General features: G+C 72.9%; 15 protein-coding genes. 9 read left to right on the forward strand and 6 right to left on the reverse strand.

Features of this window, described 5'->3' with window-relative positions; genetic code table 11:
• Window positions 1-131: 131 nt before the first annotated feature.
• Window positions 132-1,115, reverse strand: a complete 984-nt coding sequence (locus tag E2C06_RS09190) for a Bug family tripartite tricarboxylate transporter substrate binding protein (protein ID WP_165982295.1) — start codon at window positions 1,113-1,115, stop codon at window positions 132-134.
• A 170-nt stretch (window positions 1,116-1,285) separates the two neighbouring features.
• Between E2C06_RS09190 and E2C06_RS09195 the strand changes: the two genes are divergently transcribed.
• The 6 genes from E2C06_RS09195 to E2C06_RS09220 all read left to right on the forward strand — a co-directional run bounded on the left by E2C06_RS09195 (window position 1,286) and on the right by E2C06_RS09220 (window position 6,599).
• A complete protein-coding gene (locus E2C06_RS09195) occupies window positions 1,286-2,482 on the forward strand; it encodes a M20 metallopeptidase family protein (RefSeq protein ID WP_133288309.1) in 1,197 nt (398 codons plus the stop codon).
• Entirely contained in the window at window positions 2,479-3,279 is an 801-nt protein-coding gene (locus E2C06_RS09200) for a creatininase family protein (protein ID WP_165982296.1), read from the forward strand. Before E2C06_RS09195 ends, E2C06_RS09200 begins: the two co-directional genes overlap by 4 nt.
• Window positions 3,276-4,253 (forward strand): ketopantoate reductase family protein, encoded by a 978-nt coding sequence (locus tag E2C06_RS09205; RefSeq protein ID WP_133288311.1) that lies wholly within the window; start codon window positions 3,276-3,278, stop codon window positions 4,251-4,253. The genes E2C06_RS09200 and E2C06_RS09205 overlap by 4 nt, the downstream gene beginning before the upstream one ends.
• A gap of 169 nt (window positions 4,254-4,422) precedes the next feature.
• The gene (locus E2C06_RS09210) at window positions 4,423-5,409 is read left to right on the forward strand and encodes a ketopantoate reductase family protein (protein WP_133288312.1); all 987 of its coding nucleotides are present in this window, start codon (window positions 4,423-4,425) and stop codon (window positions 5,407-5,409) included.
• Window positions 5,410-5,413: 4 nt separating this feature from the next.
• Window positions 5,414-6,250: a VOC family protein gene (locus E2C06_RS09215; protein ID WP_133288313.1), complete on the forward strand. Its 837-nt coding sequence runs from the start codon at window positions 5,414-5,416 to the stop codon at window positions 6,248-6,250.
• Window positions 6,251-6,380: 130 nt separating this feature from the next.
• Window positions 6,381-6,599: a hypothetical protein gene (locus E2C06_RS09220; RefSeq protein ID WP_133288314.1), complete on the forward strand. Its 219-nt coding sequence runs from the start codon at window positions 6,381-6,383 to the stop codon at window positions 6,597-6,599.
• Between the two features lie 164 nt (window positions 6,600-6,763).
• Here E2C06_RS09220 and E2C06_RS09225 read toward each other — a convergent pair whose 3' ends face one another.
• Window positions 6,764-7,807 (reverse strand): DUF429 domain-containing protein, encoded by a 1,044-nt coding sequence (locus E2C06_RS09225; RefSeq protein ID WP_193560440.1) that lies wholly within the window; start codon window positions 7,805-7,807, stop codon window positions 6,764-6,766.
• 58 nt (window positions 7,808-7,865) lie between these two features.
• On the opposite strand from E2C06_RS09225, the gene E2C06_RS09230 reads away from it, so the two are divergent.
• Window positions 7,866-8,441 (forward strand): cytochrome b, encoded by a 576-nt coding sequence (locus tag E2C06_RS09230; protein ID WP_165982297.1) that lies wholly within the window; start codon window positions 7,866-7,868, stop codon window positions 8,439-8,441.
• 51 nt (window positions 8,442-8,492) lie between these two features.
• Here E2C06_RS09230 and E2C06_RS09235 read toward each other — a convergent pair whose 3' ends face one another.
• Window positions 8,493-8,705 carry a hypothetical protein gene (locus tag E2C06_RS09235; protein WP_133288316.1) on the reverse strand — a complete coding sequence of 71 codons (213 nt, stop codon included), beginning with the start codon at window positions 8,703-8,705 and terminating at the stop codon, window positions 8,493-8,495.
• A 97-nt stretch (window positions 8,706-8,802) separates the two neighbouring features.
• Here E2C06_RS09235 and E2C06_RS09240 point away from each other — a divergent pair, with 97 nt between their 5' ends.
• Together E2C06_RS09240 and E2C06_RS09245 are read left to right on the forward strand one after the other, a co-directional pair.
• A complete protein-coding gene (locus tag E2C06_RS09240; protein WP_133288403.1) occupies window positions 8,803-9,135 on the forward strand; it encodes a DUF1491 family protein in 333 nt (110 codons plus the stop codon).
• Between the two features lie 160 nt (window positions 9,136-9,295).
• A complete protein-coding gene (locus tag E2C06_RS09245; protein ID WP_133288317.1) occupies window positions 9,296-10,006 on the forward strand; it encodes a response regulator transcription factor in 711 nt (236 codons plus the stop codon).
• Between the two features lie 54 nt (window positions 10,007-10,060).
• Here E2C06_RS09245 and E2C06_RS09250 read toward each other — a convergent pair whose 3' ends face one another.
• The 3 genes from E2C06_RS09250 to E2C06_RS09260 are packed head-to-tail and all read right to left on the reverse strand — an operon-like array spanning window position 10,061 to window position 13,442.
• Window positions 10,061-11,686, reverse strand: coding sequence for a peptidoglycan -binding protein (locus E2C06_RS09250; RefSeq protein WP_133288318.1), 1,626 nt, complete (start codon window positions 11,684-11,686; stop codon window positions 10,061-10,063).
• Between the two features lie 13 nt (window positions 11,687-11,699).
• Complete coding sequence (locus tag E2C06_RS09255; protein WP_133288319.1) at window positions 11,700-12,845, reverse strand: flagellar motor protein MotA; 1,146 nt, start codon at window positions 12,843-12,845, stop codon at window positions 11,700-11,702.
• Between the two features lie 36 nt (window positions 12,846-12,881).
• A complete protein-coding gene (locus E2C06_RS09260; protein ID WP_133288320.1) occupies window positions 12,882-13,442 on the reverse strand; it encodes an OmpA family protein in 561 nt (186 codons plus the stop codon).
• Window positions 13,443-13,847 lie beyond the last annotated feature (405 nt).

The following is a 13,847-nucleotide window of genomic DNA, read 5'->3' on the forward strand; positions in this document are numbered from 1 at the left end:
TTTAACGACATCCCGCCGGACCCTGCGGCCCCGCCGGACCGCCGCCTGACCAGGCATGGCCTGCGCCCCAGCGGTCCGTTTTCTTCCGGGCCGGCGACCCGCGCCCCGGGCTCGGCCGGGACGACCGCCGGCTAGTCCACCTGGGCTCCGGAGGCCTGCACCACCGGCGCCCAGCGAGCGATCTCCGCCCGGACGAATTCCGTATAGCCGTCCGGCCCCAGCGCCCCGACCGTCCCGCCGATCTCGGCGAAACGGGCGCGCAGCGCGGGATCCGCCAAGACCGCGGCGGCCGCGCGACCGAGGCGCTCCGTCACCGCCGGCGGCAGGCCGGCCGGTCCGGACAGGCCGAACCATGACGTGCTGACGAGGTCGACTCCCTGTTCCCGGAAGGTCGGCACCGCGGGGAAGGCGGGGTGCCTTGTCCCGGCCGAAAGCGCAAGGGGGCGTACCGAGCCGGCACGGATATGCGCCGCGGCCGATGGCAGGCTGTCCGACATCATCGGCACCACGCCGGCGATCGTGTCCGTCATCGCCGGGCCGGCGCCGCGATAGGGCACGTGGTTCACGTGCGCGCCGGTCGCCTGGCCGAACTGTAGGATCAGCAGGTGGTTGGTCGAGCCCGAGCCGGAGGAGGCGATGTCGATGCCGCGCGCATCCTCCCTCGACAATCGCACCACGTCCGCCAGCGTCGTCGCCGGGAAACGCGGGTTGGCGAGGAAGGCGAGCGGGTTGTCCACCACCAGCGCGATGTGGGTGAAGTCGCGCAGCGCGTCGTAGCGCAGGCTGCGGTAGAGCGAGGGCGCCACGCCCTGGCTGGCGATGTTCGACATCAGCAGCGTGTGGCCGTCGGGCGCCGCCTGCGCCACCGCCAGGCTGCCGACGGTCGCCCCGGCACCGGCGCGGTTCTCGATGATCACCGGCTGGCCGAGCTGGTCCTGCAGGCCTTGCGACAGCAGCCGGGCGACGAGGTCGGTGGTGCCGCCGGGTGCGAAGGGCACCACCAGGCGGATCGGCTGGCCCGGGAAGGCCGGTGCGGTCTGGGCAGGCGCGGCCAAGGGCAGCGCCAAAGCGGCGCTGCCGACGAGCAGGGCTCGGCGCGGCAGGATCCCGGACATTCTCCTCCCCAGACAGGTGGGTTGCGTATCGCATGGCATGCCGAGAGGGGGCAAGCCGCCCCACCCCGTTGTTGCACCGCGGAATTCCCGCCCCGGACGCGGCGCCGGGGCGCTGGACAGTTGGGGGGCTTGCCGCGATCCTCACGGCCGCTTCAGCGCGGGATGCCAGCATGTCGATCAACAGCTCGGAACGCCTTTCCAATGACCCGGAGACGCGCATCCGCGACGCCGTGGCGGCGATCGAGCCGGGCCTGGTGGCGATCCGCCGCGACATCCACGCGCATCCGGAACTCGCCTTCGAGGAGGTGCGGACCAGCGGAATCGTGGCCGCGGAACTGGCGCGGATGGGGATCCCGCACCGCACCGGCGTGGGCCGCACCGGCGTGGTCGGCACCATCGAGGGCGGCCGGCCGGGCCCGACCATCGCCATCCGCGCCGACATGGACGCGCTGCCGATCCACGAGGAGACCGGCCAGGAATTCGCCAGCGTGGTGCCGGGGAAGATGCATGCCTGCGGCCATGACATCCACACGACGACGCTGCTCGGCGTGGCGGAGGTGCTGCGCGGGTTGGCGCCGCAACTTGCCGGACGTGTCGTGCTTGTGTTCCAGCCGGCCGAGGAGGCGCTGGGCGGCGCCGCCGCCATGGTCGCCGATGGCGTGCTCGACGGCGTCGACATGGCGTTCGGCTTCCACAACCAGCCGGACATGCCGGTCGGCCGCTTCGGCTATGTCCGCGGCAGCACCCTGGCCGCGGCCGACCGCTTCGACCTGTTGATCCGCGGGAAAAGCGGCCACGCGGCGCATCCGGAGCTCGCGGTCGACCCGATCGTCGCCGCCGGCGCCTTCATCGCCAGCGCCCAAACGGTGGTGAGCCGGGAGATCGACCCGCTGCTGCCGGCCGTCGTCACCATCGGCATGGTCCATGGCGGCAGCGCGCCGAACATCATCCCGGAGACCGTCGAGCTGCGCGGCACCGTGCGCACCCTGCACAAGCAGTCGCGCGACGCGGCGGAGGCCGCGCTGCGGCGCTTCGCCGCCGGGCTGGACGCGACGCACCGCACCAGCTCGACGCTCACCTATCGCCGCGGCGTGCCGCCGCTGATCAATGCCGACAGCGTGCTCGACCCGGCGATCGCCGCGGTGGCGCGGCAGTTGGGCGACGTGGTGGCCGAGGGCCGCCCGAGCATGGGCGCCGAGGATTTCGCCGAGTTTGCCGAACGGGTGCCCTCCTTCCAGCTGCGGATCGGCAGCGGCGCGCCAGGCCGGCACGACCACCTGCACAACGACCGCTACCAGCCGGACGAGCGCTGCATCGGTCTCGGCGTGCAGGCGCTGTCGCGGATCGCGCTGGACATGCTGGCGTGACGTCGGCGTCCCCGACGCATCGCATCGCGGAACTGACGGCGCCCGAGGTCGCGGCGCGGCTGGCCGCGGGCGCTGCCGTGCTGTTTCCCATGGGCAGCCTCGAGACCCATGGCCCGCAGGCGCCGATGGGCGACTACCTTCTGGCGGAAGCGCTGGCCGACCGCATGGCCGCGGCCGCCGCGGCGGAGGGGACCGATGCGCTGGTGCTGCCGGCCATCCCCTTCGGCGGCGTCGATTACTTTTCCTATGTCCCGGGCGGCGTGGTGCTCTCGCCCGCCATCTTGCAGGCGGTGGTCGAGGAAACCTGCGAGACCCTGATCCGCACCGGCACGCGGCGCATCCTGATCCTCAACGGCCATGCCGGCTCCATCGCCCCGGTCGATGCCGCGGCGCGGATGCTGCGGCGGCGGCACGCGTTGCTGGTGCCGGCGATGCATCTCTGGCGGATCGCCGGCGGCCTGCATGCGGAACTCGGCGGCAGCCCGGCCAGCTTCGGCCATGGCGGCGACCCGGTCTGGTCGGTGGCACTGGCGCTGCGGCCGGATCTCTGCCGGCCGGAGGCGGCGCGGGAGAAGCGGGCGGTGCCGCCCATCCTCGGCCTGCCCGTTGCCAATTTCGGCACGCTCCGTGTCGCCGGCGTCGAGCTCAATATCCCCATGGAGGTCGAAGAGGTGGCGCCGGGCGGCGTTGCCTGTGCCGACAGCCGCCCCGGCAATGCCGCGCACGGCGCCCGCATCGTCGCCCGGCTGGTCGAGGCCGGCGCCGCCATGCTGTCCCAGCTGAGGGCCGTCGCATGAGGGTCTGCGTCTACGGCGCCGGCGCGATCGGCGGCCACATCGCGGCGCGGCTGGCCAAGGGCGGGGCGGAAGTCTCGGTCGTCGCCCGCGGGGCGCACCTCCGCGCCATCCAGGCGAGTGGCCTCAGCGTCGCCGCCAATGACGGCACGCTGCACTGCCGTCCCAGCGCCAGCGACGACCCGGCCGCGCTCGGCCCCCAGGACGCGGTGATCGTCACCACCAAGGCGCCGGCGCTGCCCTCGGTCGCCGCCGGCATCGCGCCGCTGCTGGGGCCGGAGACCACCGTCGCCTTCGTCATGAACGGCATTCCCTGGTGGTATTTCGACCGCACCCCGCAGGAGGGCAGGCGGCTGCCGGCGCTCGATCCCGGCGATGCGGTGCGCGACGCCGTTGGCGTCGCGCGCACGCTCGGCGGCGTGGTCTATTCCTCGGCCACCGTGACGCGTCCCGGCCATGTCGAGGCGCTGGCGCCCGACAACCGCGTCATCCTCGGCGAGCTCGACGGCGCCATGACGCCGCGGCTGCGGGCGCTGGCGGGGGCGATCGAGGCCGGCGGGATGGGCGGCATCGCCGTGCCCGATATCCGCGACGCGGTCTGGGCCAAGCTGCTCGGCAACATGATGAACGGGCCGCTCTGCCTGCTGGCGCGGTCCTCGATGCGGGACACGCTCTCGGTGCCCGCGGTGCGCGAGGCCGCCATCGCCGCGGCGCGGGAGGTGATGGCGATCGCCGCCGCCCATGGCCACCCGATCACCGGCCAGACGCCGGAGGACCGCATCGCGCGGTCGTCGAGGATCCCGCACCGGCCCTCGATCCTGCAGGACCTCGACCAGGGTCGGGCGATGGAGATCGACGCGCTCTTCGCCGTGCCGCTGCAGCTGGCGCGGGAGGCGGGGGTGCCGACGCCGGTGCTCGACCTGTCGGTCGCGCTGGTGACGCGCGCGGCGATCGAGGCGGGGCTGCACAGGGTTTGAAGGAAGATTGGGGAGGGAAACAAGTATTCCCTCCCCAAGCCCCACCCTTCCTTTTTGTGGGTCTGGCAGCCGCCGCGCAGCGAGTGCCGACCTGAAGAAATAGATGAGGGGTCCGGGGAGAATACCTTCTCCCCGGCCTTGCTGCCTTCCACGACAAAGGACTTCCCGCATGAAGGTCTGCATCTTCGGCGCCGGCGCGATCGGCGGGCATCTCGCCGGGCGGCTGGCCAAGGGCGGCGCCGAGCTGTCCATCGTCGCCCGCGGCGCCAACCTCGCCGCCATGCAGGCCAATGGCCTCATCGTCCGCGCGCCGGATGGCGACATGCAGGTGCGGCCGAGCCTTGCCGCCGACCCGGCCGCGCTCGGCCGCCAGGATGCCGTGGTGGTCTGCACCAAGGTGCCGGCGCTCGGCAGCGTGGCCCGCGCGATCGGCCCGCTGCTGGGACCGGAGACGCCCGTCGTCTTCGTCACCAACGGCATCCCCTGGTGGTACTACGCCAGCCATGGCGGGGCCGAGGAAGGCCGGCGGGTGCCGGAAGCCGATCCGGGCGACCTGGTCTGGAACGCGGTCGGCCCGGCGCGGGCGATCGGCGGCGTCATCTACTCCGCCTGCGCCCAGCCCGAGCCCGGCGTCGCCCAGGTCGTCAGCGCCACCAGCAAGCTGATCCTCGGCGAGCCGGACAACCTCCGCACCGATCGCGCCGTGGCGCTGGCGTCGCTCTTCAAGCAGGGCGGGCTGCCCTGCAGCGTCTCCGAGAAGATCCGCGTCGAGGTCTGGGCCAAGCTGCTGAACAACTTGCTCAGCGGGCCGATCTGCTCGCTGAACCGCCGGACCATGCGCGACAGCCTGGCCGACCCGGTGGTGCGCGCGGCCGCGACCCAGCTGGTCGAGGAAGGCATCGCCATCGCCCGGGCCATGGGCCAGCCGGTGCCGGGCGGCGCGGAGGAGCGGATCGCGCAGGCGGCGGGCATCAACCACAAGCCGTCGATCCTGCAGGATCTCGAGGCCGGGCGGCCGATGGAGGTCGATGCGCTGTTCCAGGTGCCGCTGCGCCTGGCGCGGGAGAAGGGCATCCCGGCGCCGATGCTGGCGCTGACGGTCGCGCTGATGACCCAGGCGGCCGAGGGCGCCGGCCTGCTGCCGCGGGCGGCCTGACGCCGTGGCCCCCGTGCTCGACCACCTCGTCTTCGACGTCCGCGACCGGATGGCGGAGGGCGCGGCGCGGATGGCGGCGCTCGGCTTCCAGCTGACGCCGGTGGGCAGGCACAGCCTCGGCTCCGCCAACCACCTGGCGGTTTTCGGGCAGGACTACCTGGAGCTGCTCGGCACCGACATCTCCGGCGGCGCGCTGCGGCCGGACATCGCCAGCTACCCCGTCGGGCTGAACGGGCTGGTCTTCAAGACGAATGATGCCGGGGCGCTCTCGGCCCAGTTGGTCGCCGGCGGGGTGCCGGCGCTGCCGGCGCAATCCTTCCACCGCCCGGTCGACCTGCCGGACGGCACCCGGGACGATGCCCGTTTCCGCACCGTGCGGCTCGACCGCGCCGCCGCCTTCGACGGCCGGATCTACTGGTGCGAGCACCTGACGCCGCAGCATGTCTGGCGGCCGGAATGGCTGGCGCATCCGAACGGCGTGGCCTCGGTCGCCCGCGTGCTGCTCTCGGTGCGCGACCCGGAACGCCAGGCGGCGATGTTCCGCCGGATGTTCGGGGCCGATGCCGTGACCGCCGGCGCCGACGGCCGCGTGCTGCTGCCCTGCGGCCCGGTCACGATCGAGGTCGCGCCGCACGCGCTCGTCGCGGCCGAGCTCGGCGCCGCGGCGCCCGATCCCGCCGGGCGCGGCGACCACATGGCACTGGTCGCGCTGCGCGTCGCCGACCTGGCGGCGACCTCGGCGCTGCTGCGGGCCCATGCCGTCGCCGCGGCACCCCGCCCGACCGGGCTGCGGGTGGCGGCGGAGCCGGCGCTGAACGCGGTGGTCGACTTCCTCGGCTGAGCCAACGACGCCGCGGCGAGCGCTGTAACCGAGTGAATCGTCCTTCGATCGGCGTGGAACGGATCGCATCCGTCCGGCGTCTTTCCCGCGTAGTCCCCACAGGACCAAGCCTGGCGAGGGAGAGCACGGGATGGATATGGACCAGAAGCACGAGCAGGTGGTGGTGACGTGGCCGGGCCGTCATGCTCGGCCGCAACCCGGCGCGGCGCCGGACCAGCCGGCCGTCGGAGAGGGCCACCGGCAGCTGTGCCGCCGCGACGCCGGCCGCGAGGCGGTCTTCGACATCGCGGATTTCGAGGCGATCGCCGCATTCGCCGGACTGCGACCGCACTTGCGGCGGGCGGTCTGACGCCGGTCGCGGCGGGCAGCCATTGCCCGGCCGCGTCCTTCCGTGCCGGGAAGAACAAGTGCGGGCCGATCGGCGCGCCGGCATGAGCGCCGTCCGCATTACGGCAGGATGGGCCGGCCGGCTGCCGGCCGGCCCGGGCTGGAGCGGTTTCCGTTCGCCTCGGCTCACGGCAACGACCCTGGCTGCCTGTCCCTGCGGGCATTTTCACCGGATCCGGTGGCGCCATCAGGTCGGGATCCGCTCCAGGGCGACGCCACCGCCGCGACCGGACCCTTGCCGTTGCTGCCCGGCCGCGGCAGGGCGGTCTGGCCGAGAACCCAGCCCTCCCAGCCCCGCACCCATGGATCGTCCGGCACGAAATCCGAACGCCGGCCATCCAGCACGCCGATCAGGCCGAGCAGGCCGATGACGCTGTCGAAGCGGTCCTCCCCGGCGGCGTCGGCGCCGAAGCCCGACTGGACTGCGGCCGCCAGCGCGGCGTCCGGTTGCACCTCGCGCGCCGCCATGGCCGCGAGCAGGGCGGGCGCCAGGGCCCGGCGCGGCGCCTGCGCCCGCTTGCTGCCGGCCAGCCTCAGCCCGCAATGGCGCAGCGCCTCGGCGGGATAGACCTCGGCCAGCACCGCGATCCCCGGCGCCAGCAGCGCGTGCAGCGCGCCCTCGAAGGGCCAGAGGCGGATGGGGAGGCCTGCGCAGAGGGCCGGCACGATCCAGTCCCGCCAGGCCGTGATCGCCGCCTTGCCCGACTGGTTGGCGCCAAGCGTCCAGAACAGCGGCGCGCCGGCCGGGCGCTCGGCGGTGGCGCGGTCGCACCAGCGGGAAAGGCCGAGCGGCCCGGACAGGCCGAGCGCCGCCGCATGCGCCGCCCGGGTCATCCCGGCAATGCCGCGTGCGGGGTAGAAGGGGCGGGCCGGGGAGACGGTCTCAAGGCCCGCGCTGACGCGGAAGAAGTCCGGGTTGCCGGCCAGGCCGCGCAGGAAGGCGGCGAAGCCCGGCTCCGACCGTCCCGCGGCGAATTCCCGCGGCACCCCGAGCGGCAGGTCGAGCCCGAACGCCACCGGCAGGCCCGGCGCCAGCAGCCGCGGCAGCAGGGCGGCGAGCTCGCCCACCGGGGCCGGGGCGGCGGCCTGCCATTGCCCATTCCGGCGAAGGGCCCAGGTGATCCAGCGCTTGCGGGGATCGATGCTCCAGTCGGCATGGGCGGCAATCATGTCACCCGATGCGCTGGCCGGCCGTGCCAGGATGCCCCCAGCCGAGAAGGAGATAGCCATGACGGTGATGGATGAGCCTGTCCTGCCTGCCTCGACCGTGACCCTGCCGGATGCCTATGGCAGCGCGGCCAAGTGGTTCCACTGGGTGACCGTGGTGCTGCTCGGCATCGCCCTGCCGGTCGGCTTCGTCATCGACCACGTCAAGGATGCCGACAAGATGGCCTTCTATGCCATCCATGAATCGGCCGGGCTGACCATCCTCTTCGTCGCCCTGGCACGGCTGGCCTGGCGGCTGCGGAACCCGCCGAAGCCGCTGCCGGAGCACGTGCCGCCGGTGCTGCGGAAGACCGCGGCGGCGGTGCACCACACGCTCTACCTGCTGCTGATCCTGCAGCCGATCCTCGGCTTCTTCGCCACCAATGCCTGGGGCTTCCCGTTGCGCGGGGAGACCGCCTATCTCGGCTTTATCCAGTTGCCGAAGTTCATGGAAACGGACGAGGGGCTGGCCGGCGTTCTGCAGACCATCCACACGATCGGCGGCTGGTCGATCCTGGTGCTGCTGGTGCTGCATGTCGGCGGGGTGGTGTTCCACCAGGCCATCCGCCGCGACGGCACGCTGCTGCGGATGGTCTGACCCCGCCGGCGGAACCTGCCGATCACCCGCTGCGTTGTGGCAACAGGTCCGTCAGAGCGGCTTCTGCGCCTTCTCCAGGATGCGGGCGAAGAAGCCCGGCTTCTTCGTCGCGGCCTCCGCCTTGGCGGTTTTTTCAGCCTGGGCGCGCTCCGTCGCCGCGTCTTTCTCCTTGTTGGCGAGCCATCGCTCCAGGCTCATGCCCGCCTTGGCGGCCCTTTTCGCCTCATAGGCGCGTTGGGCCTCGGTCATCTTGCGTTGATCCATGGGAACCTCTTCGACTCCGGAGATGTGGCGAAGGCCGCACGCCGGGGCAAGCGCCGGGGGCTTGAACGGGCGCGCGGTTCGGGTCCCTATGCGCCGCATGGAAGCACGGGTGAAGGCGGGGATCTGGGTCTCGATGGCGCTGCGGCTGGCGGATATCGCCGGGCGGAGCGGCGCCGTGCTGCGGAAGGGTGATCCCGATTCGGGCGGAATCCTTTGTATTCTGCGGGGCAGGGAGGGGCTGGTGGTGCTCGGCCAGGTGCGCGACGCAGAGGGCCGGCCGGCCTGGCTGCGCGGTACGGGCGCGATGCCGGTCGACGAAGCAACCACCGATGCCTATGTCGCGCGGCAGGTGAAACGCGACCCGGATCTATGGGTCGTGGAGTTCGACGCCCCGGACCTGAAGCCGCCTTTCGAGGGCAAATTGCTCTAGAACTGGCGCGAAGGCACATATCGCAATATTGTGTAGGCGGTTCAACGCGTCCGTGAGGTGCGTTTTATCGCCCGATAGTTTCAATCACTTCTGAGGAGTTGAGAATCGCGCAGGTTTGCGGGATGCCGCTCCGAGGAACCCATCACGTGTCGGAGGTCGCATGGCCACTCCCCGCCCTATCCTGATCGTGGAGGACGATGCCGCTCTGCGCGCGACCCTCGCCGAACAGATCGCCCTGGAAGGCGACTTCACCGCCGATGAGGCCGAGAGCGCGGCGGAAGCCACGGCCAAGCTGGCCGATGGCGACGTCCGCTACGACGCGATCCTGCTCGATATCGGCCTGCCCGACGGCGACGGCCGCGACTTCTGCGCCAAGCTGCGACGCGACGGCAAGCGGATGCCGGTCATCATGCTGACCGGCGCGGATGCCGAGCAGGACGTGGTGCGTGGTCTCGACGCCGGGGCGAACGACTATATCGCCAAGCCCTTCCGCCTGCCGGAGCTGCTGGCCCGGGTCCGCGCCCAGCTGCGCGTCTTCGACAATTCGGAAGACGCCGTCTTCACCATCGGGCCCTACCTGTTCCGCCCCAGCGCCAAGCTGCTGATGGAGCCGGGCCGCAACCGCAAGGTGCGGCTGACCGACAAGGAAAGCTCCATCCTGAAGTTTCTCTACCGCGCCGGCGGCAAGCCGGTGCCGCGGCAGATCCTGCTGAACGAGGTCTGGGGCTACAACAGCGCGGTGACCACCCATACGCTCGAGACCCATATCTACCGCCTCAGGCAGAAGATCGAGCCCGACCCGACGCATGCCCGCCTGCTGCTGACCGAGGGCGGCGGCTACAAGCTGGACCCGGTGGCGACCGCCCAATAGGCCGCCGGATCGCACGCAGGGGGCCGCGGCGGGAACGCCGCGGCCCCTTTCGATTCAGCGGTCGGTCAGCCGCAGCTCGATCCGCCGGTTCCGGGCATAGGCCTCCGGCGTCTCCGCCGGGTCGAGCGGCTGGTTGTCGCCGAAGGCGGTGGCCGCGACCCGGTTCGGCGGCAGGCCTTCCTGCATGAGCAGCTGCGCCACCGCGATCGCCCGCGCCGCCGAAAGCTCCCAATTCGTCGCGTAGCGGCCGCCGCCGCGGACCGGCTGGCGGTCGGCATGGCCGTCCACCCGCAGCAGCCAGTTCACGTCGCGCGGGATCTTCTGCGCGATATCCTGCAGCACCCGGGCGATCTCGCGGATCTGCTGCTGCCCGGCCGCGGACAGGTCGGCGCTGCCCGGCGGGAAGAGCACCTCCGACTGGAAGACGAAGCGGTCGCCGACGATCCGCACGTCGGCCCGGTCGCCCAGCACGTCCCGGAGGCGGCCGAAGAAGTCGCTGCGGTAGCGCTGCAGTTCCTCGACCCGCGCCGCCAGCGCGGCGTTCAGCCGGGTGCCGAGCGTCAGGATCTGCGCATCCTTGTCGCGTCCCCCCGCTTCGGCGGCATCGAGCGAGGCCGTCAGGCGGCCGAGCTGGCTGCGCAGCTCCTCGATCTGCCGGGTCAGCAGGGCGACCTGGGCGCGGGCGCTCTCGGCGAGCCGCCCCTGCTCGGCGGCGGCGCGCTCGGCGGCCTGGCGGCGCTCGGCCTCGGTGCCGGTGGCGGCCTCGGCCGCGGTCCGGGCGCGGTCCGCCTCGCCGGCGCGCTTCAGCGCTTCCTGCGCCTGCCGCTCGAGCTGGTCGCGCAGCGCGGTCAGGCTGCGGACCTGCTCGCCGAGCCTGGCGAGGTCCGACAGCCGGGCTTCGAGCGTCGTCCTGCCGACCGTCACCTGGCGGTCGAGCGCGGCCATCTCCGTCCGCATGGCGGCGAGCTGCCGCTGCGCCTCGGCCAGCTGCGCCTGGCTGTCCTGCACCTGGCGCTGCAGCGCGGCCAGCTCGCGCCGCGCCGTCTCGGTCGCGCCGCGGCTGTCCGCCAGCTGCTTGTCGAGCTCCGTCACCCGCGCGTCCGAGCGCTGCCGCGCCGCCTGCTCGGCGGCCAGCGCCCGGCCGGTATCGGTCAGGCGGCGGACGGTCTGGGCGGCGTCGCCGCCGACGCTCTCGGCCCGGCGCAGCGCCTCGGCCAGCTGCTGCTCCAGCGAGGCCAGCCGTTCCGCCCCGCCGCGCCCGGCGAGCTCGAGGTCGGCGAGGCGGGCGCCCAGCCGGTCGCGCTCCGCCTGGGCCGCGTCGCGCTCGCCGCCCAGCCGGTCGCGCGCCTCCCGCGCCTCGCGCAGCTGGCTGGTCAGCAGGTCGCGGGCGCCGGCGGCGGCACGCAGCTCCTCGCTCGTGCGGGCGAGGGAGGCGCGCAGCTCGGTCGCCTGGCCGCGTTCGAGCGCCAGCAGCTCCGCCAGCTCCGCCACCTGGGCGTTCAGCCGGTCGAGCGCCCGGTCGCGCGAGGACAGGGCGACGCTGAGGAAGCCCTGGGCCAGGACGAAGACCAGCAGGACAAAGATGATGACCATGAGCAGGGTGGACAGCGCGTCCACGTAGCCCGGCCAGGCATCGAGGCCCCCGCCGCCGCGGTTGCGCCGGTTGCCGCCTAGCGCCATGCGGCGGGCCTGCTCACCGCGGCTGCTCCTCGGCCAGCGCGGCGATGGTGCGGGCGACGAGCTTGATCTCGCTGCGCAGCTCGGCGGTCGATTGGGCGCGGCCGGTGGTCATCTCCTCCAGCATGCGGGAAAGGTAGATCTCGGTGTTGCGGAGATGGCCGCGCACCACCTCGTCCGCCGGGGCGGCCTGGACCTCGGCCAGTCGCTGCAGCACCGGGCCGAGCGCCGCCTGCTGCTCCGCCACCCGCAGCATCAGCTGCTGGCTGGCGCGCATCTGGTCGGTCAGGGTCGAGAGCCGCTCGGTCAGGGTCATCATCGCCTGGCTGGTCTGGGCGCGGCCTTCCTCGCCCCGCGCCAGGATGCGCTGCAGCCCTTCGAGGTTCTCCGCGGTCTGTTCCAGCAGCGCCTGGACATAGGCCGGCACGCTGCCGCCGCCCTCGGCGCCCGCGTCGCCCAGCACGCCGGAGGAGAGCCGGGTGATCCCGGCCAGCCATTCCTCCAACTCGTTGTAGAAGCGGGTCTGCGCCTGGCCGGCGGTGAGGTCGAGGAAGCCGAGCACGAGCGCCCCGGCGAGGCCGAGCATCGAGGAGGAGAAGGCCGTCCCCATGCCCTTCAGCGGCTGCGCCAGGCCCGACTTCAATTGGTTGAAGAGCTGGTTCAGGTCGCCCGACCCGACCGACATGCCGCCGATCACGTCGGAGACCGAGGAGATGGTCAGCAGCAGGCCCCAGAAGGTGCCGAGCAGGCCGAGGAAGATCAGCAGCCCGGTCATGTAGCGCGACAGCTCGCGCGTCTCGTCGAGGCGGGAGCCGATGCCGTCCAGCACGCTGCGCATGGCGCCGGCCGAGAGGCTGAGCCGGTCGGAGCGCCGCGCCTGGAACATGCTGGCCATCGGTCCGAGCAGCCGCGGCGCCGGCTGGGCCGGGGCGCCGTGCTTCGGGCTGCGGAAATGCTCGAGCCAGTCGACCTCCGGCCGCAGGGTCAGCACCTGGCGCAGGTTCCAGGCCACGCCGATCAGCAGCACGCCGAGGATCAGCCCGTTCAGCACCAGGTTGGTGGCGAAGGCGGTGGCCAGTTGCGGCGCGAGCAGCGCGGCGACCAGCGCCACCACGCCGAGGAAGCCGAGCATGCGCCAGAGGAAGCGAAGCGGCGGGGTCATCGGCCCGAACTCATGGATCGGTGTTCCTGTGTTCGGTCACCGGGGTGCGGCCCGGGTGCCCGGGGGCTGGACGTCGACGGCATCCGCCGCCTCCTCGGTCCGGCCCATGGGGCGGATGTCGATGCGGGTGGCGGGCAGGCCGCCGGCCACCAGCGCCTCCTTCACCGCGAGGCCGCGGGCAAGGCTGAGCCGGCGCGCGGTCGAGACATCGGCGGCGGGGCCGCTGGCCTGGGCGAACAGCACGACGCGGCCCTCCGGCCCGGCGGCGAGGCGGCGGCCGAGCTCGGCCAGGGCGGCGTCGGCGGCCCGCGGCGCGGCGTCCTTGCCTTCGGGGAAGCGCAGCCGCCAGGCGCCGTCCGGCAGCGCCTCCATCCCCGGCGGCAGGGTGAAGGGGCGGGTGGCGGGCGGGGCGGGCGCGGGCTGGGCAAGGCCGGGGCGGGCGGCGAGGTCGGCCGGGGCGGGCGGCGCCGGGGCGGGGTCGGCCGGCAGCGTCCCGGCCGGCGATGCCTCGGCCGCGGAAACGGGCTGGGCAGCCGCCGGGGTCATGGCAAGCATCGCCCCGGCCAGCAGGGCCATCCGGACTGGCAAGACGCGCATCACCCTGGACTCGGCCCCTTTTCCTCGCCGGGGCAGGCTAGCCTGCGATGGTCCCGGGTGGAAACACGCAGGACGTGAATCGCCGGCTCAACAAGCCTGCGATTGTCCTGGGTGGAAACACGGGACGTGAAGCGCCGGCTCAACAAAGCCTGCGATCGTCCTGGGTGGAAGCACGGGACGTGAAGCGCCGGCTCGGCAAAGCCTGCGATCGTCCTGGGTGGAAGCACGGGACGTGAATCGCCGGGCCGGCAAAGCCTGCGGTCGTCCTGGGTGGAAACACGGGACGTGAAGCGCCGGCTCGGCAAAGCCTGCGATCGTCCTGGGTGGAAGCACGGGACGTGAATCGCCGGGTCAACAAAGCCTGGACCGATGTCGTCCTGACACGGCCCGGGCAACGTCGGTGCA

It is taken from the genome of Dankookia rubra (assembly GCF_004355005.1).
GTDB classification, from domain to species: domain Bacteria; phylum Pseudomonadota; class Alphaproteobacteria; order Acetobacterales; family Acetobacteraceae; genus Paracraurococcus; species Paracraurococcus ruber_A.

Bases quoted from the DNA above. Each gene is read 5' to 3' on its own strand.
- E2C06_RS09190 (WP_165982295.1), bottom strand. From the start codon at position 1,115: ATGTCCGGGATCCTGCCGCGCCGAGCCCTGCTCGTCGGCAGCGCCGCT.
- E2C06_RS09195 (WP_133288309.1), top strand. From the start codon at position 1,286: ATGTCGATCAACAGCTCGGAACGCCTTTCCAATGACCCGGAGACGCGC.
- E2C06_RS09205 (WP_133288311.1), top strand. From the start codon at position 3,276: ATGAGGGTCTGCGTCTACGGCGCCGGCGCGATCGGCGGCCACATCGCG.
- E2C06_RS09210 (WP_133288312.1), top strand. From the start codon at position 4,423: ATGAAGGTCTGCATCTTCGGCGCCGGCGCGATCGGCGGGCATCTCGCC.
- E2C06_RS09220 (WP_133288314.1), top strand. From the start codon at position 6,381: ATGGATATGGACCAGAAGCACGAGCAGGTGGTGGTGACGTGGCCGGGC.
- E2C06_RS09225 (WP_193560440.1), bottom strand. From the start codon at position 7,807: ATGATTGCCGCCCATGCCGACTGGAGCATCGATCCCCGCAAGCGCTGG.
- E2C06_RS09230 (WP_165982297.1), top strand. From the start codon at position 7,866: ATGACGGTGATGGATGAGCCTGTCCTGCCTGCCTCGACCGTGACCCTG.
- E2C06_RS09235 (WP_133288316.1), bottom strand. From the start codon at position 8,705: ATGGATCAACGCAAGATGACCGAGGCCCAACGCGCCTATGAGGCGAAA.
- E2C06_RS09240 (WP_133288403.1), top strand. From the start codon at position 8,803: ATGGAAGCACGGGTGAAGGCGGGGATCTGGGTCTCGATGGCGCTGCGG.
- E2C06_RS09245 (WP_133288317.1), top strand. From the start codon at position 9,296: ATGGCCACTCCCCGCCCTATCCTGATCGTGGAGGACGATGCCGCTCTG.
- E2C06_RS09250 (WP_133288318.1), bottom strand. From the start codon at position 11,686: ATGGCGCTAGGCGGCAACCGGCGCAACCGCGGCGGCGGGGGCCTCGAT.
- E2C06_RS09255 (WP_133288319.1), bottom strand. From the start codon at position 12,845: ATGACCCCGCCGCTTCGCTTCCTCTGGCGCATGCTCGGCTTCCTCGGC.
- E2C06_RS09260 (WP_133288320.1), bottom strand. From the start codon at position 13,442: ATGCGCGTCTTGCCAGTCCGGATGGCCCTGCTGGCCGGGGCGATGCTT.